General features: G+C 65.6%; 16 protein-coding genes and 1 pseudogene. 4 read left to right on the top strand and 13 right to left on the bottom strand.

Annotated elements, in window-relative coordinates; genetic code table 11:
• Nucleotides 1-8: 8 nt before the first annotated feature.
• From MMB74_RS01150 to MMB74_RS01095, 12 genes and pseudogenes are all read right to left on the bottom strand, one after another.
• The gene (locus MMB74_RS01150; protein WP_277427115.1) at nucleotides 9-1,742 is read right to left on the bottom strand and encodes a TadG family pilus assembly protein; all 1,734 of its coding nucleotides are present in this window, start codon (nucleotides 1,740-1,742) and stop codon (nucleotides 9-11) included.
• Nucleotides 1,743-1,815: 73 nt separating this feature from the next.
• Nucleotides 1,816-2,229 carry a DUF3613 domain-containing protein gene (locus tag MMB74_RS01145; RefSeq protein WP_346780659.1) on the bottom strand — a complete coding sequence of 138 codons (414 nt, stop codon included), beginning with the start codon at nucleotides 2,227-2,229 and terminating at the stop codon, nucleotides 1,816-1,818.
• 112 nt (nucleotides 2,230-2,341) lie between these two features.
• Nucleotides 2,342-3,028, bottom strand: a pseudogene (locus MMB74_RS01140) (pilus assembly protein); the annotation flags it as partial.
• Between the two features lie 112 nt (nucleotides 3,029-3,140).
• Nucleotides 3,141-4,202, bottom strand: a complete 1,062-nt coding sequence (locus MMB74_RS01135) for a type II secretion system F family protein (protein ID WP_277427113.1) — start codon at nucleotides 4,200-4,202, stop codon at nucleotides 3,141-3,143.
• Between the two features lie 2 nt (nucleotides 4,203-4,204).
• Complete coding sequence (locus MMB74_RS01130; protein WP_277426752.1) at nucleotides 4,205-5,242, bottom strand: type II secretion system F family protein; 1,038 nt, start codon at nucleotides 5,240-5,242, stop codon at nucleotides 4,205-4,207.
• Nucleotides 5,211-6,542: a CpaF family protein gene (locus MMB74_RS01125; protein ID WP_277426751.1), complete on the bottom strand. Its 1,332-nt coding sequence runs from the start codon at nucleotides 6,540-6,542 to the stop codon at nucleotides 5,211-5,213. Before MMB74_RS01125 ends, MMB74_RS01130 begins: the two co-directional genes overlap by 32 nt.
• A gap of 3 nt (nucleotides 6,543-6,545) precedes the next feature.
• Entirely contained in the window at nucleotides 6,546-7,826 is a 1,281-nt protein-coding gene (locus tag MMB74_RS01120; protein ID WP_277426750.1) for a fimbrial protein, read from the bottom strand.
• Between the two features lie 48 nt (nucleotides 7,827-7,874).
• Nucleotides 7,875-9,293, bottom strand: coding sequence for a type II and III secretion system protein family protein (locus MMB74_RS01115; protein ID WP_277426749.1), 1,419 nt, complete (start codon nucleotides 9,291-9,293; stop codon nucleotides 7,875-7,877).
• A gap of 195 nt (nucleotides 9,294-9,488) precedes the next feature.
• Nucleotides 9,489-10,415 carry a Flp pilus assembly protein CpaB gene (cpaB, locus tag MMB74_RS01110; RefSeq protein WP_277426748.1) on the bottom strand — a complete coding sequence of 309 codons (927 nt, stop codon included), beginning with the start codon at nucleotides 10,413-10,415 and terminating at the stop codon, nucleotides 9,489-9,491.
• Between the two features lie 82 nt (nucleotides 10,416-10,497).
• A complete protein-coding gene (locus MMB74_RS01105) occupies nucleotides 10,498-10,974 on the bottom strand; it encodes a TadE family protein (RefSeq protein ID WP_277426747.1) in 477 nt (158 codons plus the stop codon).
• Nucleotides 10,971-11,492 carry an A24 family peptidase gene (locus MMB74_RS01100; RefSeq protein WP_277426746.1) on the bottom strand — a complete coding sequence of 174 codons (522 nt, stop codon included), beginning with the start codon at nucleotides 11,490-11,492 and terminating at the stop codon, nucleotides 10,971-10,973. Before MMB74_RS01100 ends, MMB74_RS01105 begins: the two co-directional genes overlap by 4 nt.
• A gap of 117 nt (nucleotides 11,493-11,609) precedes the next feature.
• Entirely contained in the window at nucleotides 11,610-11,780 is a 171-nt protein-coding gene (locus MMB74_RS01095) for a Flp family type IVb pilin (protein WP_277426745.1), read from the bottom strand.
• Between the two features lie 617 nt (nucleotides 11,781-12,397).
• Between MMB74_RS01095 and MMB74_RS01090 the strand changes: the two genes are divergently transcribed.
• The 4 genes from MMB74_RS01090 (at nucleotide 12,398) to MMB74_RS01075 (ending at nucleotide 17,549) form a co-directional block, all read left to right on the top strand.
• Nucleotides 12,398-13,735, top strand: coding sequence for a collagen-like triple helix repeat-containing protein (locus MMB74_RS01090; RefSeq protein WP_277426744.1), 1,338 nt, complete (start codon nucleotides 12,398-12,400; stop codon nucleotides 13,733-13,735).
• A gap of 26 nt (nucleotides 13,736-13,761) precedes the next feature.
• On the top strand, nucleotides 13,762-14,931 hold the full coding sequence (locus tag MMB74_RS01085; protein ID WP_277426743.1) for a collagen-like triple helix repeat-containing protein: 1,170 nt from the start codon (nucleotides 13,762-13,764) through the stop codon (nucleotides 14,929-14,931).
• A 176-nt stretch (nucleotides 14,932-15,107) separates the two neighbouring features.
• Nucleotides 15,108-16,799, top strand: coding sequence for a POTRA domain-containing protein (locus tag MMB74_RS01080; protein ID WP_277426742.1), 1,692 nt, complete (start codon nucleotides 15,108-15,110; stop codon nucleotides 16,797-16,799).
• Nucleotides 16,800-17,039: 240 nt separating this feature from the next.
• Complete coding sequence (locus MMB74_RS01075; RefSeq protein WP_277426741.1) at nucleotides 17,040-17,549, top strand: DUF2147 domain-containing protein; 510 nt, start codon at nucleotides 17,040-17,042, stop codon at nucleotides 17,547-17,549.
• A gap of 86 nt (nucleotides 17,550-17,635) precedes the next feature.
• On the opposite strand, the gene MMB74_RS01070 is transcribed toward MMB74_RS01075, so the two are convergent.
• Nucleotides 17,636-18,046, bottom strand: coding sequence for a transposase (locus MMB74_RS01070; RefSeq protein ID WP_277426740.1), 411 nt, complete (start codon nucleotides 18,044-18,046; stop codon nucleotides 17,636-17,638).
• Nucleotides 18,047-18,127 lie beyond the last annotated feature (81 nt).

Raw genomic sequence — 18,127 nt, 5'->3', positions numbered from 1 at the left:
GCAATACGTCAATAAACGAGCTGCGCCGCTCCGCATGTCAGTGATAAATCATGGATCGTGGCAACGCCGACTTGCACGCCCAGCAACTGCAATAGCGGATCGATGGCCAAGTCGATCCCCGAAAGCAACGCGTCCAGCGCTGGCGACAACGCGGCAAGCAGCACGCTGTCGAGCAAACCGAGCGGCAGCGATAGGCCGCCGAGCAACGTCACGTCGAGCCCGCTCGGCTGCGCCAAAGAGGCGGCCACGCCGGAAAGCGCGTTGGCCAGCACGCTGCCGACCGCGTTGGCATTCGCGCTTTGATAATCGTCGTCGTTCGGCGTGACGCCGTCGAAGCTCAAGGTGGCCGCCGACGATTGCGGCACGACGGCGGGCAACGCGACGTTCGCCGTCACCTTCACGACGTTGGGCACGTCGATCAGCGTCGCGGGCGTCGCGCAACTGAACGGCTGCGATGCCGACAGATTGGCCGGCGCATCGCCCAAACATACCTGCGCGAGCCCGGGCTGCACGCCGATCGTCGAGGCGCTCGCCGCCTTCGTCGGCGCGCATCGCGTGCTCTGCAGCCACGCAGTGCCAGGCGCGGCCTCGAGCGAAAGCGGCAAGTTCATGCCGACGCTGCCGATCACGGGCAGCGTCGGCGTGCCGAGCGCCACGTTCAAGTACAAGCGAACCTGCGCGGTGTGCGCTTGCGTGCGCCACTGCTGCGTCGAGGGGTCTATGCCTGCCTCGCCGACAGCCAGCACGGGCGGCTCGATGATTTGCACCTTCAACGTCGCACCGAGACCGCCGATCGTCAGCCCTGCCGCCAGTTGAATCGGCGGCTGCCCCGCCTTCGCGATTTCGGCCGCGACGAGCAGCGCATCGAGCGGGCTCACCGTTGCATCGAGCGCGCTCTGCCGGTCGGCGAGGTCCAGCGCGAATACGCCGTTTCCGCCTGCGCCGCTGCCCAGCGCAAACCGCACCGTATTGGAGATGCCGCCGTGCGCGACCGCTTGCAGCGTGGCGATGTCGGTTTGCAAGTTGGCGTCGGCGATCGCTGTGGACGACAGCGCCGAGAGCATCAGCTCGGCCATTTGCGCGGCATCGACCTGCATCGACAACAATTGATCGATCGTGCCGACGCCCGCGGCCGCCATCACGTCGCGCATACGCACGCGCGCATTCGCCAACGATTCGTACGATGCGACCGATAGGCTCAGGTTGGCCCCGAGCAGCGCGTTCAGCAGCGAGTTCACGAGGCCATTTTGCAACTGTGCGAGGGCCGTACCGACGGTGAATGCACCCAGGTTCGTGGCCTTGGCCGTCGCCGTGGCGCTCAACTGCCGCGCAGGTCCTAGGAAGAAATACGGCACCTTGCGTTGCGCCGTCACCTGCACCGCGTTCAACGGCGCGTCGACGGTCCCAGCGGCGAAGTAACTCGGGGCCGCATTGGCCTGCGTATCCCAGCGTCCGCATACGACCACCAGCGCTTGTCCCGTCGCATCGGGGTCGAAGCCGTTGGCCGCGGCGTTCGCGCGCGCCGTTGCCAAAGGTTGCGTGCAGGCGTCGTCCATCGTTTGCGCTGCCGCCAAGGCGGCGAGATCGGCCGTTCGCTGCAGCGAACGGCGTGCGAAAAAGACATTGCCGACGTCGAGCGCACCGAGCGCGGCGACGACGATCGTCATGAACAGCGCGACGATAGGCGCAATTGCCCCCCGCTGCCGGAGGCGATGCGAGTGCCCAAGGCGCGGCGGACGCACGGGCACGGCCCGCGCCGTGCTCTCGCGTAGTTTTGCTGTCGATGTCGCCACGCACGGCACGATCAGCGGCGCCTCAGTTCGCCGCGCCCGTGGGTTGCGCGCCCCCCACGTTCGAGTAGTCGATCCGACCGGCATTGCCCGCGCCCGACAATGTCGATCCGAACGACGCTGGAATCTTGCTGCGGAACGAGTCCATATAGCGCTCGTAAGCCAAGCGGGCTTGCGCGCCGGGCGTGGGCAACGCCGGCGCCGCAGCGGCGTTCGTTCGCTGCAAGTCGAGCCACGCCGTCGTGGCCGAGCCCACGTCGCTCGCGCCGGTTCGCTGCAGCGCCCCCGCATCGCCCGCGTCGCCCGTCCCGCGCATCGTCGCTATCGGGCGCGCCTGCGCCCATGCCGGGCTGGCGGCAAGCGAACACATTGCCGCCAGCCCTATCCCTAGCGCCATCGCCGCGCGCATTGCGGCGTCCCTCGCCCACGTCCGATCCATCGTTTTTCTCCGTCGAGACCGCTCTGCCTGCCGACTTCTCGCTTCCATTCATCGGCAAGTGTGTTGCGCTCCTCATGATTCAATTGCGCGCCGACGCACCCGCGGCCCGAAAGCTGCGCGCGGCAGCCGCCACCTTCAGCGCGTCCTCGTGAATGGCCGAGCGCACCGCGGGCGAGTATTGCTGATCGTCCATCCAAGCCCTCGCCTCTTTCGCATGACCTTGCGCAAACAACAACAGCGCGAGATTCGATTTGATGCGCCCGCTGTGCGAGTCCAGTTCTGCAGCCTGCATCAACGGCACGCGCGCGTCGCCGACATCGCCTTCGCGCAGCAGCGCATAACCCAGATCGGACAATGTCGCCGCATCGGTCGGCGCGAGCGCCGCGGCATGCGCCAACTCGCGCGCCGCCTCGTGAAAGTCGCCCGCGGCGCCCGCGAGCAATCCCAGGCCGCGATAGCCGCGCGCTGCGAGCGGCGTCGAGAGCAAGACGCGATAGGCCGTCGCGCTCGCCGCAGGCTGTCCGGTTTCCCGCAATGCATCGGCGCGCAGCAAGGTCGAGTCGGGAGTCGCGCCGTACTCTTTCTCGTAAGCATCGATATGCGCCAGCGAGGCGTAATAGAGCCCCTGTCGCTGCATGCGATCGATCAACGCAAGATACATCCCGGGGGTATCTGGCGCGCTCTGCTTCTCGGCCACCGCCTGCGCCGCCGCGCGCTCGGCTTGCGCTCCGACGCCGTAGCCCGATTCCTTGAAGGCGCACGCGCCACAGCCAATCGCCAGAATAGCGGCGAGCAGCATGCGAAACGGTATGTGGATCGAATGCGGTTGCTTCATCGAAAGCTCTTTCGTCGAATGTTCATTCATGATGTCTAGGAAAGCATTCACGATCGCGAAACCTATCGCCAACCCCTCATCGATGCACCGTCGCCAGCGATCGCATGATCGCGAGCAAGCCGGGTCCGGCCGTCACGATCAACAGCGCAGGCAGCAACGTCACGATCATCACACCAGTCATCTTGACCGTTAGGTGTCCTATCTTTTCGCGCAATCGTGCGCGGCGCGTCTCGCGCAGCCGATCGCCGAATTGCTTGAGCGGCTCCTGTACCGCTCCGCCGTGGCGATCGACCTGGATCATCAATCTGACGATCGCGCGCAAATCCTCGTTGTCGAAGCTCGTGCCTAGACGCTGCAGCGATTGCTCGCGCGTGCGCCCCGCCGCGAACTGGCGCTGCGCGTGCTCGAGTTCGCCGCACAGGACAGGCAACATCGAACGGAAATCGTTGACGATGACTTGCAAGCTTTGATCGAGCGATAGGCCGACGCCCTGCAGCAAGCGCAGCAAATCGACGAGCACCGGCATTTCGTCGGCGACGGCATTGCGGCGCATCGCGGCGCGACGCCCCAGCGCGAACTTCGGCAACATGAAGCCGGCGACGAATGCCGCCGCCACGAACGCCACGTGGTAACCGGCAGGGACATAAGCGCTCCACAGCCAGCTTGCGAGCGGGGGGATCGCGAGTGCGCAAACGAGCCGCGACAGCAGAAAGAAGCCTCGCGCGTCGGCGTCGATAAAGCCGCATTGCTCGATCAACCGCCTGTCTTCGCTTGCGACGATATGCTTGCCGAGCGGCGTGTCGAGCCAGCGCACACCCGCGTGACCGAAGCGCACCCGCCACAGCGCCACGCGCGCAGCCAGGGTCGTGGGCGGCCCGCTCGATGTCGGGAGCGCCGCGGCAGCCGGTACGCGACGTTGCCCCGTCATAGGCGGCGCACTGCCCGCGGCCTGCGCGCGCAGTTCCCCGGCGCTTGCCGGTGCGGCCGCAGCGGCGGCAGCGCGTCGCTCGAGCGCATGGGCAAGCATGCGCGCGCCGCGTCTTGCCGCCGCCATGCGTAATAGGACGACATAAGCCAGGAGCAAACATCCGAGTACACCCAATGCGAGTGCCAGTGCAAAGAGCCGATCCGTTTGCATCGTCATGCCCTCAAGCGCGTCATTCGATACAGCACGTAGCCGCCGAGCGCTTGCAACGCGAAGGCGAGGTAGACGAGACGACGCCCCTCGACATCGCCCCACATCGCGCTGAAATACGCCGGGTTCGTCGCCACGAGAAAGCCCCCGATCGCAAGCGGCAACGCAACGAGCACCCAAGCGGAGAGGCGGGTTTCGGCCGACATCGCCGCAAGTTCGCGCTCGGCCTGCTCAAGATCGCGCATGAATGCGGACATCCGCTCGAGCATGACGTCCGCGCGGCCACCGTACTTGACCGATAGCCTCAGCACCGCGCCGACGAATTCGAATTCACGCGTCCGATACACCGCGGCCACATGAGTCAACGCCCGATCGATTTCGACGCCTGCGCGCAGCATCCTCGAAACATGATCGAGGCATTCGCGCAGCGGCGCTTCGGTCGTTTGCAACGCCGCTTGAAACGCGGATGGCACGCTGTTGCCAAGCGTCACCAGGCGTACGATGCCGTCGAGGAACGTCGGCAGCTGCACGACGATGGCCAAGCGGCGCCGTTGCGTGCGCGCAGTGATCACGAGCGCTGCTGCCGCCATCGATGCGATCGCGGCAGCACCGGCCGCGGTCGCTCCGGCGTGCAAGCCGGTCCAGACGATGCCGAGCGCCCATGCGCCGCACACGACAAAGGCAGGCGCACCCGCGCTCGAGAGTCCCGCGCGTACGAGAAAATGCTCGATATAGGGGGGCAGACGGCGACGCCGTTCCGGCAAGCCGCGCTCGACCCCGCGTGGCATCGCGCCTGCGCCGCTCGCGCGCTGCGCGGCCGCTGCGCCGGCCATGCCGCCAGCGCCCGGTAGACCGCCTGCGCGATACGCGCCGCTCATGCTGGCGCCCGCGACCCGCCTGTCCAGATAGCGCTGCGCGCTCACGTCGCGCTGGGTCCGCGCACCGCGCTGCCAAAGCAACAGCGCCAATGCGGCGCACAGCAGCGCTAGCGCGGCGACACCGGCGATGCCGCTAGACACGGAAGCCCCCTTGCGAGAACCCATCGTCGAAGCCCGAGCCCAGCATGTTCTTGAAGCGAGCCAGTTTCGGCGAATGCGGGTGAATGCCGAGCGAGGCCCAGTTGTCGACTTCCTCGCCGTCGGCATCGAGAATCGGTTCGTAACGATAGAGCTCTTGCGTTGCGATGATCGTATCCGACAAGCCCGTGACTTCGGTGATCGACAAGATGCGACGGCGTCCGTTGGACAGCCGTCCGATCTGCACGATGAAGTCGATCGCGTTCGCGATCTGCCGCCGCAAGCTCGACTCCGTTCCTTGAAAGCCGGCAAAGCCCGCCAGCATTTCCAGCCGATACAGGCACTCGCGCGGCGAGCTCGCATGGACGGTCCCCATCGAGCCGTCGTGACCCGTATTCATTGCTTGCAGCATCTCCAACACTTCACCGCCGCGCACTTCGCCCACGATGATCCGGTCGGGCCGCATCCGCAGCGTGTTGCGCAGCAAATCGCGGATCGTCACGAGCCCCGAGCCGTCGAAGCCGCCGGGCCGGCTCTCCAACCGCACGACATGAGGATGATTCAGCGACAACTCGGCCGTATCCTCGATCGTCACGACACGTTCGGGCTCGGGAATATGGAAGGCGAGCGCGTTCAGCAAAGACGTCTTGCCCGAACTCGTGCCACCCGACACGAGCACATTGCAGCGCGCCGCCACGGCCGCTTCGAGCAATGCGCAGATTTCCGCGTTGTAGGTTCCGTTCGCGAGCAGATCGGCGGGCCGCAGCGGATCTTTGCGAAATTTTCGGATCGACACGACAGGGCCGTCGATCGATAACGGCTCGATGACGACATTGACGCGTCCGCCATCGGGCAAGCGCGCATCGACCATGGGGTTCGATTCGTCGAGCCTGCGCCCGATCGGCGCGAGAATACGGCGCACGATGCGCAGCAGATGCGCGTTGTCCGCGAAGCGCACGGGCATCTTCGTCAAGATCCCGTGGCGCGAGACATACACGTCCCGGTAGCCGTTCACGAGGATGTCTTCGACCGCCGGGTCGCCCAGCAAGTCCTCGATCGGCCCGAATCCGGCCAACTCTTTCGTCAGCGCTTCGGCGATGAGCCGCACCTCGCTCTCGTTGATCGGGATATGGCGCAAGCGCACGAAGCTGTCCATTTCCAGATCGACGAACTGATTGATCGCGGCGCGCGACCATCGGCCGAACTCCGCGCCGAGTTCTTCGATGCGCGTGAGCAAATGCTCGTGCGCGGCGTTCTTGATGTCCTGAAACTGCTGCGTATGCTCGAACGAGGAGGCATCGTCGGCAAATTCGATTTCGTTTGCCATCGTCTATGACCGCTTCGGTGGAAGTTGAATGGACCGCATGGATCGCATGAATCGCGTAAGCCGTGCACGGAGCGCCGTCCCGCCGTCTCGATGGTCGAGCGCGCCAGCGTGCGCCTCGTTTGGCGGCGCAATGCGATCGGCAAGCGCATCGACCGCGCGCACATAAGGATCGCGCTCGGCCGTATCGAGCAGCAGCTTGCCTTGATTGGCCGCCAGCGTGAGCGGCACGCGTCGCGAGGGCAAGGTTGCGACCAGCGGCAATCCGAGCCGCGTCGCAATCTGCTCGGCCGACAACCCGAGCCGAGCGTCGAATCGCGTCACGACCACACCGACGCGCCCCGTGTCGAATTGCGCGGCCGCCAGTTCGCGCAGCAAATCGACGGCCGACACCACCGACGCGATCGCGGGTTCGCAGACGAGCCAAACTTCGTCGGCCGCCTGCGCGACCTGTGCGACGAAGTCGTGATTCGAGAAACCGCCGAGGTCGACGATTTGCTGGTCGAAGAAGGCGCGCAGCCGCGTGAGCAGCGCGACCGCCGACGCGTGCGACACCGTCCGCAACGCGGACAGATCGGGCGACAGCGACGTTAATGCAAGACCGCTCGCGTGGCGGGCCAGCGCCGTATGGACGAAAGTCTCGTCGAAGCGCCGCAGATTGCGCACGGCCTCCACGAAATCTAACTCGCTGCGCGTGTCGAGATAGAGCATGCCGTCGCCCGCGGGCAGGCCCAGGTCGATCAACGCGGCATGCCGTCCCGCTCGCGTCCCTCTGCGCTGCAACAGCACGCCGAGGTGGGCCGCGAGCGTCGAGACCCCCACGCCGGCGCGTGCGCCCAGCAATACGGTGAGGTGCCCATGGCGCGCCGGCATCTGCGCGACGTTTTCGAGCACCTGCCGCGTTACGCTGACCGCCTCTTGCACAGCGCCCGCGAGATCGACGAAGTCGCGTACCCCAGCGCGCAACGCGGCAATCGCGCTTTCGGGTTCGGCGAGCTTACCGACCGCGATCACCGGTACCTGCGGCGAGAGCGCGCGCACCGCTCGCACAGCGCGCGTCGCCGCGTCGATGCGCCCGCCGCAGAAATCGACGAAAACGAGCGATGGCCGCAACGCGATCATGCGTTGCCCGAGCGGGTCCGGGTCCGGAGACGCCGCTTCCACTACGCCCGTTGCCGCGAGCGCTTCGCTGAGCCAGCGCACATGCGCTTCATCGCTCGACGCGAACACGAAGTAATCCGCGACCACACGCGCTCGCTCAATCACAGACTGGGCTCGTGCATTCATGCTGGTCCCCTTGCGGCTCGATGCGCGCCCGCCGTCCCCGTGCCGGGTTCATCGTGAGAATCCTGGTCCGGCGTCGCTCGAAAGCGCGCCGCCTAAGTACGAGCGCCAGACCGGGCCGCTGCGCTGCTCCGATTGCTCGCCCGGCGTAGCAGGTAGCCGCGCGTTTTTCGCGAGCGGCGACACGAGGTGGGGCGTGACGATGATGATGAGTTCCTTGTCGTTTTGCTGGTAGTTCAGTTGCTTGAAGAACGCGCCGATGATCGGCAAATCGCCGAGCAGCGGAACCTTGCTGACGTTCGATAGCGTCTCCCGATCGATGAGACCGCCGATGACGAAGCTCTCGCCGTCGCCGAGCTCGACCGTCGTATCGGCGCGGCGCGTCGTGATCGCCGGCACCGATACGCCGTTGATCGTGACGGCGTTCTGAAAGTCGAGCTGGCTGGCTTCCGGCGCGATCTTCAATGCGATGCGCTGTGCGCTGAGCACCGTGGGCGTCAACGTGAGGCCCACACCATAGGGCTTATATTGGATCGACGTGGTGCCGAGCGCTTCGGGCACGGGCACCGGAATCTCCCCGCCCGCCAAGAAATTCGCGCTTTGGCCGGACAACGCGACGAGCGTCGGCTCGGCCAGCACACGCGCGAGGTTGTTGCTCTCCATCAGGCTGAGGTCGGCAAAGAGCCCTCGGCCCGCCGAATTGAGCACGAGGTTGAACGCCGAAGCGATCGGCACATTGCCTACCGCCTGGAAGGCGCCCGTGCCCCCTCCGGTAACGGTGTTCAGACCGGAGGGGCCGAACGAACCGAACGAAAATCCATTGTTCTGCTTGAACAAATTCAAGCCCGCCGCTTTCAAGACCGTGCGGCTGAATTCGACGACGCGCACGTCCACTTGCACCACGCTGCGCGTCGCGATCGTCGATTCGTCGACGATGGCCCCTGCTTCGTCGCTCGCATGCACCCCATCTCGTTTGCTTGCCGTTGCGCTGCGCTCGGCGCCGCGCGGCGCCTTCGAATGCGCCCGCTCGTTTGCCGCGAGCGTCGCGAGGTCGACGCCGCGTTGATGCGTTTCGAGCGTCGGCGTACGGCCGGAGAGGACGACGGCGCCGTCATAGGTGTCGACATGGGGCGCGGCGCCGTCGGCCAGCGCGGCCGCCGCGGCGGGCTTGACCGTCAGCGCAACCGTTTGCGGCGCGGCGCGGCCTCGCTCCCACAACATGAGGCTCGTCGTTCCCGGCGACTTGCCGACGATCAGCACGCCGCCGCGCCCGTCTCCCTCGCGAATCACCAGGACGTCGGCGACATCGGGATTACCGACCGCCACCCGCACGAGCGCTCGCCCGGCGCCGATTTGACGCTGTTCGCCAGCAGCCATGACGAGCGCCGACGCCGCCGCGCTCTGCGATGCGAGACCCGGCTCGTCCTGCGCATAGGCGGCGCCCGATAGGCCAGCGCATACGAACGCCATGCAGCCCCCGATACACGCGATGGCTATCCGCTTCCATTTAGCTACCGTTGCTTTCTTCGCCATGTCTTGAACGGCCCTCGCATAGGCCTTTTTTCGCTGATCGATGTGGACTGCGCCGCATCCGGCGCGTGTCGCGTTGCTTGTCATTTCGACATGTCTTTCACCGGCAAAGCGCGGATCGAGGCCATGCTCCCGTCAATTCGCCGATGCTTGCATCTGCCCCGCGCGGATGACTTCGATGCCGGCCACCGAGCGGATGGGCCGCGGCCCCGGTCGAGCAATCGTGCGCACCGGCGCTGTGCCTGCCGACAGCTCGCTCAAGGAAACCCCAGTTTCCGCCTGCACCGAGGCTTCGGTCCCATCGCCGCGGCCTACGCGTGAACTCGAATGAACGACGGCAGCCGCGCGCTCCCTCGCTGCCGGTTCGAGCGCCTCGGGATCGCGCGGGTTGCGCAGTGCCAAGAGCACGTGCCCGGCGCTATCGGCCAAACCGAGCCGGTCCACGTCCGCCGTCGGCACCGCGAGCACGGCGGTGTGCACGCCTACGCCGTACCGAGCCGGGTTGCCGGCGCCCGAGGCCGTGTTGCCGAACGCCAACACGCGCACACGCGAGAGCAACAAGCGCGTCTGCGATCGCGTGATTTCCGCGTTGGGTCCGACACTCGCGCCATCGCGCTTGAGCGTAAAGAACACGTCCACGAAATTGCCCGGCCGAATGCGATTGCCGACGGCGCTCGCTTCGTCGATATGCACTGCCACAGCCCGCTCGCCCGGCGCCACTTGCTCGGCGAAGCCAGACGAAAGCTGCGCCTCGAGCACGGGCACGTTCGCGCCGATGTCCGAGAGCGGCACGCGCTGGGTCACGAGCGACGCGTCGGAAAAAGCCCCGCTCGGCCGCATCGGCAGCATCACGACACGCAGGCCATCGCCTGCGATCGGCGCGCCCGCCGGTAATAAACGCGTCGCAACGACCACCGGAAAAGCGGCCTCGGGCGTCGCGCGCTTGACGACCGGCGCCGGCGGCGCCGTGTGACGGCTCAATGCCCATGCGTAGAGCCCGAGCAATAGCGCCACGGCGATCAACGCACCGGCCGCGATCTTCGTCAGATTCAGATGGGTCATGCTCGATTCCTCGCGGGCGATTCACGGTCGGGCCGTCGGCGCGCACAGTCGCGGCACGCACGAGCCAATGCGGCGCGGCGCCTCACAGCAGGTTCTCCGGATTGAGTTGCACGGTCGCCACGCTCGACAACGTACTCGGAAGCGCGAGGCTCAAGAGCGGCAGGGTCGGCACGATCGGATGACTCGCATAGTCATAGGTGAGCGTGACCTGCACGCAGTCCATCGCACTGTCGTAGCTGCAGCTTTGGCTTTGCGCCGCGCAGCGCGCGTAAGCGCCGAGCCACGCCGCGGCCTGGCTCGCCACGTTGCATGCGTTGCTGCTGCGAGCCGAGAGTGCATCGGCCACGCTCGCTGCGTTTTGGTAGTTGAGCGCCGCGCGTGCGCCCTCTTCGGCAGCCAATGTGAGGCTCTGCTCCGCGACGAGCAACACGCTATAAGTCACGATGCCGTACAGCACCGTGAACAACAGCGGAAACACGAGAGCGAATTCGACGGCCGCACTCCCGGCCGCGCTTCGGGCCGCGCGCAAGCGCGATGCACCGCGAGGTACGCGCCTCACGTGGCCGCCCCTCGCGCGACTGCGCCGAGCCAATGCGCCATCGCCGCGCAGCAGAGCAGCGCCGCATACGGGGTTGCCCGGCGGCCCGCCACCGCGAACGTTGGTTGAGCGCTGCGCCAACGCGACCGCGCCGGCGCCCACGTTGCGCGCGATCTCGCTCGCGCGGCGGCGATCAGCGCAAAGGCATGCACGCCTGCGGCGATGCTCGCCATCACCCACAGGTCGAGGAGCGCCGAGACACCGCACCATGCGCCCAGCACAGCAAATACCTTGACATCGGCCGCTCCCATGACGCCAAGCAAAAAGAACGGCAACAAGACGAAGCAACCAGCAACCGCCCCATAGGCGGCCTGCGTGATTACGATAGCGAACGGGGAGGCGTGCAGCGCGGCGCAGGCGAGCGCCACCGTCACGCCCGCCATGACGAGCCGATTCGGAACCCGGCGATTGCGCAAGTCGCACCCCACCACGGTTGCCGCCCACGCGATAAACAGGGCGCTCGCGAACGTCATGCTCATGAACGAATAGCCCGAAAAAGACCGAGTGAATCCCTGCCGATTACCGAAGCAATCAGCACAACGCAGCGATTTAAAGCAAATCGTAAATCGCCGTTAAAAAGCTTTATTACAAATCGCTTATGAAGGTTTGATCGCAGCGGCGACCGCGGTAAACACCGAGTTGATATTCGTGCCGATGTTGCCGACCACCGTGGCGATGGCAGCCGCGATGAGTCCAGCGATGAGCGCGTATTCGATGGCGGTTACGCCACGATCGTCACGCAAGAAACGCTTGATGAGCTGGTTCATATTGCTCCTCGTATAGTCGGTGAACGTCGTGCGGGCTTCGTTCGCGGACACATAACGAAAGGCCGGGAGCAAGCTTCGTTGCCCGACCGATTGATTGTGCTTCGTCTATTGCTTCGTTGGCGTGGCGTTAGCCCGCGACGCGACTTTGACCGCGCGATTCTAGTGATGACCTGCGTAGAAAGTGTCGATACGCACCTCCTTTGTGATCGGCGTTGTTTTTGTTGTAGCCGACGCTAGTTGAACGAGTCATGGCGCTACACGGCGACTCTACCCTCATTAGGGCTCCTTTGTGAGCGGTGCCAACTTAGGGGTTACGATAGTTTAGATTGATTCCACTAAATCGAACCAATACCAAACAATGCTCGTGTTACGGCGCAACCGGTAACGAGAAGCCTCGCTCGTTACGTTACGTTCGGTTTGTTCGACCCTGCCGCGCACCCAATTCCCCCGTTTACCGCTCTTCTCTGAAACCGGCTCCATAACGGCGAAACCCATACCCAGGTGGGCCATCGCGCTGTTTCGAATTGGTACGGCCGCATATTACGCAATGAACTGGCATGCGCATTGCAGTGCTTGCGCCCGCAACTATTTCGATAAACCCAATGCGAGGAGCAGCAATGAATCCAAATATATGTTACGGGGTATTGCGCAATACGTGGATAGCCGCAGCGGTCGCAACGCTGCTTTCGCTCACGGCCTGCGGCGGCTCGGGAACACTGAGCCAGGGGCTCGGCTCAGGTCCCGGCAGCGGCGGCAGCGGCTCGCTCGCCGCGGGAAGCGGCGGCTCGAACGGCGGGGGATCGTCGCCGACGGGCGGCTCGGGGACGAGCGGCAGCGGCACGGGCGGCGGCACGACGACGCCGACAGCCAACGCGACGGGCCAAGTCCTCGGCAGCACGGGCGGCATCGTCAGCGCCATCGGCTCGACGGTGTCCAGTACGGGAACGGCGATCGCACAACAAACGTTGCCGGGAGTCAGCCCGCAGACGAGTCAGGCCGCCGGGGACATCTTGCAGAACGTGGGCGGCGCGGTCTCCACGCTCGGCAACGGCGTATCGCAAGGTCTCGGTGAAATCGGTGCGACGAGCGACCCGGTTGGGACGACGCTCGCTAGCGCCGGGCCGGCCGTCGGCCAGCTTGGCAATGCCGTCACGAGTGCAGGAAATTTGGTGACGAGCCTGGGCGCCAGCGGATCGCTTTCGCCGCTCGCCCCAGTGACCTCCCCGCTGGGCGGCGCCCTCGCTACGGCCGGCGGCGCGATCTCGAGCGCTGGCGCTTCGCTCGGGGGAGCGCTCGCGAGCGGCGCGGTGCAGCAAGTTACGCAACCGCTGAGCACCGCCATCACGCCCATTACGTCGGTTCTCGGTTCGACGACGCAAACCATTGGAACGTCGACCGGAATCGGTCCGCAACTGACTGGCGTGTTGGGCACGATCAGCGGCGGCTTGAACCGAGCCGGCGGCGCGATTGCATCGACCGGCGGCAATCCTGTCACGAGCGCTGTCGCCGGCGTGCTGGCTTCGACCGGCGCCGCCCTGACATCGGTCGGCGGCCTAACTACGGGCGGCAGCGCAAGCACCCCGCTCGCACCGCTCACCGGCGCCCTTTCGGGCCTCGCGGGCGCGACGGGCGGCAGTGCGGCGGGCAATCCGCTTGCCCCGGTTACCGGTCTCGTATCGACCGTCACCGGCGCGCTCGGCTCGTCGACCACGACCTCTCCCGCCAGTGCGCTTGCCCCCGTGACCGGCCTCGTATCGACCGTGACCGGGGCGCTCGGCGCCCCCACCGGCGGTACGTCTGCCGGCACCAACCCGCTCGCCCCGGTAACGGGGTTGCTCTCCACGGTCACGGGCGCATTGACGGGCGGCAGCGGCACCACGAGCGGCAGCGCGAATCCGCTGTCGGGCCTTTCTTCGATCACGAGCGGACTCTCAGGATCGCTCGCGAAGAAATGAAGCAATCCATCACGAGGAGCACAACCATGTCGAAGACGAAGCAAACCCGTTCGATCGTCGCCGCCGCCCGCACCAATGCGACGACGCTGCGCGCACCGTTGACGGCGTTCGCCGTTGCCTACCTGCTGTCGGCCTGCGGCGGGAGCGAATTGTCCGCGCCGCCCGCCGCGAACGCCGGCGGCTCGGTAACCCCTCAGCCCCAACCCGACCCCACGCCCACGCCGACGGCCGCCGCCACTTCGGGCGCCCTGACCACGCTCGGCGCGACGGCCACGGACCTGGGCAACACCCTTTCCTCGACTGCGATTCCCGGCGTCAGCCCCGCGCTATCGCAAGGCGTGGGCGGCACCGTAGCCGCAACCGGAGGCGTGCTCGACGCAGCGGCCAACGCGGTAAGCAGCGGCCTCGGCCAGATCGGCTCCACCCCCGACCCGGTCGGCACGACGGTAGCTGGCACGGGCTCGACGATCGGCGCGACGGGCGCAGTGGTCGCGGGCGTCGCATCGACGGTCAACGCCCTCGGCCAGGGACCGCTTTCCCCGCTCGCCCCGGTGACGACGCCGATCGCCGGTGCGCTGACCACGGCCGCAAACGGCATTAGCGCCGGTGGTCAAGTGCTCGGCAACACGCTCGCTTCGTCAGCCGTTCAGCAGGTCACGCAGCCGCTCAGTTCGGCCGTCACGCCGCTCGTGATCACGCTCGGCCAACAAACCCAAAGCGTCGGCACGACGACGGGCATCGGCCAGCCGGTCTCGGGACTGCTCGGCCAGATCGGCGGTGCGCTCCAAAGCGCGGGTGCGCAAGTGGCCGGCACATCGGGCAACCCGCTCGCGGCGGATGTCGGCCATTTGGTATCGGGCGTGGGCACGACCATCACGAACGCGGGCGGCCTCGTCAACCCGAACGGACCCAACGGCGCCGCACCGATCCCGGGCCTCATCACGAGCCTCGTCGGCAGCACGACGAATGGCGTGCAACCGGGCACGCCCGCCACCGGTGGCGGCGCCGGTAGCACGAGCGGACCGCTGGCATCGCTAACGGGGCTGCTGTCGGGCGCCGGCGCCGCCAGCCCGCTGTCACCGCTCACGAGCGCGCTCGGCTCCGCGGGCACGGCGAGCACCGCAACGAGTTCGCCCACGGCCGGCCTGAACTCGTTGCTTGGAGGCGCCTCGCCGCTGGCCGGCAAACTGCCTTGAACACCTTGACACCTTAACGCCTTAAACGCCGCAACCGACGCGCGAGCCCGCCACGGCCCGCGCGGTCGGAGAAACATTGCGCTCGAGCACGCTCAGCGCCGCATGCACGCACGAACGAACAACCAAAGCAGAGCCCCAAAGGGCTCGCTCAAAAAACAGGCCAACGAGGACGACAAATGATTAGGACACCGAACCAATGGTTTTGGCTCGCCATTGCCGCCGCGAGCGCGGCAAGCTCGGCATTCGGGCAGGCACGGCCGGCCGCGAGCGGCAACCCGCTCGATGCCTTACCGCAAATCCGAACGCCTAGCCGCGAACCGCACATCAGCGTGCAGATCCAGCCGAGCACTCAGCACCTGGAGCAACTGCTCGCCACCCATCTGACGCCAAGCAAGGTGCAGATCGACGGCGTGAAGGCGATCCCGTTCGCCGATGTCGCTCGGCATTTCAGCGCGCTGGTGGGCAAAGACATCACGATCGGCGCGCTCGTCGAAGCCGCCAATGCAGTGACTCGCCTATATCAAACGCGCGGCTACGCACTCTCGTTCGCATTCATCCCCGCTCAGACGTTCGAAAACGGCGTCGTGCATGTCACGGTGGTCGAGGGCTATGTAGCGAGCGTCGAAATCAAGGGCAACCCCGGCGGCACGGAACATAAGATCTGCGCCATCGCCGCTCACATTCGCAACGAACGCCCGCTGCGCCGCGCCACGTTCGAGCGTTACGTCAATGCCTTGGGGCTGCTGCCCGGCGTCAAAATCGCCGCGTCGGTGCAGCCGCCGCAAACCACCGACGGCACGACCACGCTCGCGCTGAACGTCGAGCGCAAGCCCTTCAACGTCGCCACCGGCATCGACTTTCATCACCCCGGCATACAAGGGCTCGTGACCGTCACGGAAAACGGGCTCGCTTCGCTCGGCGAAGAGCTGAGCGCCTCCACGCTGGTACCGAAAGGCCGCGACAATCAAAGTTTCTACGCCCTGCAGGGCGCGTTGCCGATCGGTGACGAAGGATTCGTCGCCAAGCTCAACGGCTCGCACTATCGCGGCAATCCCATCGACAACCCGGGCCTTCCTTCGTATATCAGGCGCACCGTGGTGAGCGAGAAACTGGGGCTGGCGGCTGCCTACCCGGTCTATTTGAGCAATTCGCGCAGCCTCATGGGCACCGTGTCCGCCTACGCCTCTCATGACGAGAACAGTTACCTGAATACGCTCACGGGAGCGACGCTTTCCTTGCGTTCGCAAGTGCGCGTCGTGCAAGCTCAGCTCGACTATGCCGATACCCGCCAGGGGCAAACGCGCCGGGCCAGCCTGAACGTCGCCAAGGCGTTCGATGTGCTCGGCGCATCGAAGGCGGCGGACACGAACCTGCCCGGCGTGACCGAAACGAACCCCGTCTCCCTCACCTTCGTTCGCACCGCGGCGAGCTTTTCGCAGACGAACGAATGGCCGTTCAAGATCGGCACGACGGTAGCCCTCACGGGGCAATACAGCCCGGATTCGCTGCCGACATCCGAGCAAATCGCATTCGGCGCACAACGCTTCGCCCTCGGCTACGAGCCGGGCGAAGCGGCGGGCGATTCGGGATTCGGCGCATCGTTCGAAGTCAACCGCGCGATTGCGGTGACGTCCCGCTATTTGCAGACGCTGACGCCCTATGTCTCGTTCGACATGGCGCGCGTCTATCTGCATACCGGACCCGCCGCGCCGAGCAAACTGGCGTCGTTCGCACTCGGTTTTCGCATCAGCGATAACAAGCACTACAACCTCGATCTTTCCATCGCCAAGGCCGTTGGGGACGCGCCGATCGAAAGCCCGTCGCGTAGTCCGCGGCTCAATGCCACGTTTTCATATCAACTCTATTGAGCGAGGGCGCGATCCACGTGTATCGACGTCTTTCGACTTCTGTCGACTTCCGTCGAATGCGATCGAACGCTCTCAGAACGCGACCTCGATGCCCGGCCGCGTCATTCCGATTAGAGGTACCACTATTAAACGAGCGGAATTTTTCGCGCGTATCCTGGGCGGATTCATAGAAGACGCGACGCGACTCGATGCGCCGCCGCGCGCTGGAAAACGACAGACGGTTCACAAACAGGAGGAAACATGACGCACTTCTCGCATCACGCCAAGACGACCGCATGGAACGCTGTCAAACGCGCCGCCGTCGCGGGCGCATTGCTCGTCGGCGCCGCCGCCGCGTTCGCGCAGGGCAGCCAAACGCCAGTGGGCGTGTGGCAAACCATCGACGACAACACCCATCAACCGAAGGCGCTCGTGCAGATCTCGCAAGGCGAAGACGGCACGCTGAGCGGAAAAGTCATCAAAGGACTCAATCCGGCCGACAAGCCTGGCAAGCGCTGCACCGCCTGCACGGATGAGCGAAAAGACCAGCTCATTCTCGGTATGACGATCATCAAGAACATGAAGCAAGACGGCGACAAGTGGGACGGCGGCAACATCCTCGACCCCGAGAACGGCAAGGTCTACAAGTGCAACATGCACCTAGAGGATGGCGGCCAAAAGCTCGTCGTGCGCGGCTACATCGGCTTTTCGCTGATCGGCCGGTCGCAAACGTGGATTCGGCAAGACTCGACCGCGCAAGCGCAGAACTAACCCGCCCGGCCGCGTGAGCAGCATCGACATTCGCGCAGCGCATAGCCGGCCACCGAGCGGTGGCCGGCTCTAACGTCGCGGCGCCGTCATGCCGCGCGGCGCAGCGAGGCGAGATAGGTTAGCTTCGGCACATTTACCGTGACGAAAGGTGTCGCCGGCATCCGGGGCTGCTTGACAGGGCTTTTCACCCGCATGCGCGCCTTGATGGTTTCGCACAGCTCCAGCGCCGCGTCGCCGTATAGCCGCGTGAGGACTTGCTGGAACACACCCGCGTCGTGCCATGCCTTGAAACGCCGATGGCACGTTTGATAGGCCGGATAGCGCTTGGGTAAGGATGCCCAAGCCGCGTTGCTATAGATTACCCATAGCACGCCATTGAGCACCGCGCGGGTATCGGTCAACGGGCGGCCTCGACCCCGGCCGCGAGAATTAAACTCCGGAAAGAGCGGCTCGATGCTCCGCCATTGCTCATCCGTCATGTCGCTGTATGGGGTCATACGCGCCTCCTTCTCAGAACAAGGAAATGCACGATATGCCCGGGCAAGCGAGATGACTATCGGAATACTCCGAAAATGCAT

This window comes from Trinickia sp. Y13 (assembly GCF_029522115.1).
Taxonomy (GTDB): Bacteria; Pseudomonadota; Gammaproteobacteria; order Burkholderiales; family Burkholderiaceae; genus Trinickia.
This window is presented reverse-complemented; position numbering and strand designations above follow the sequence as displayed.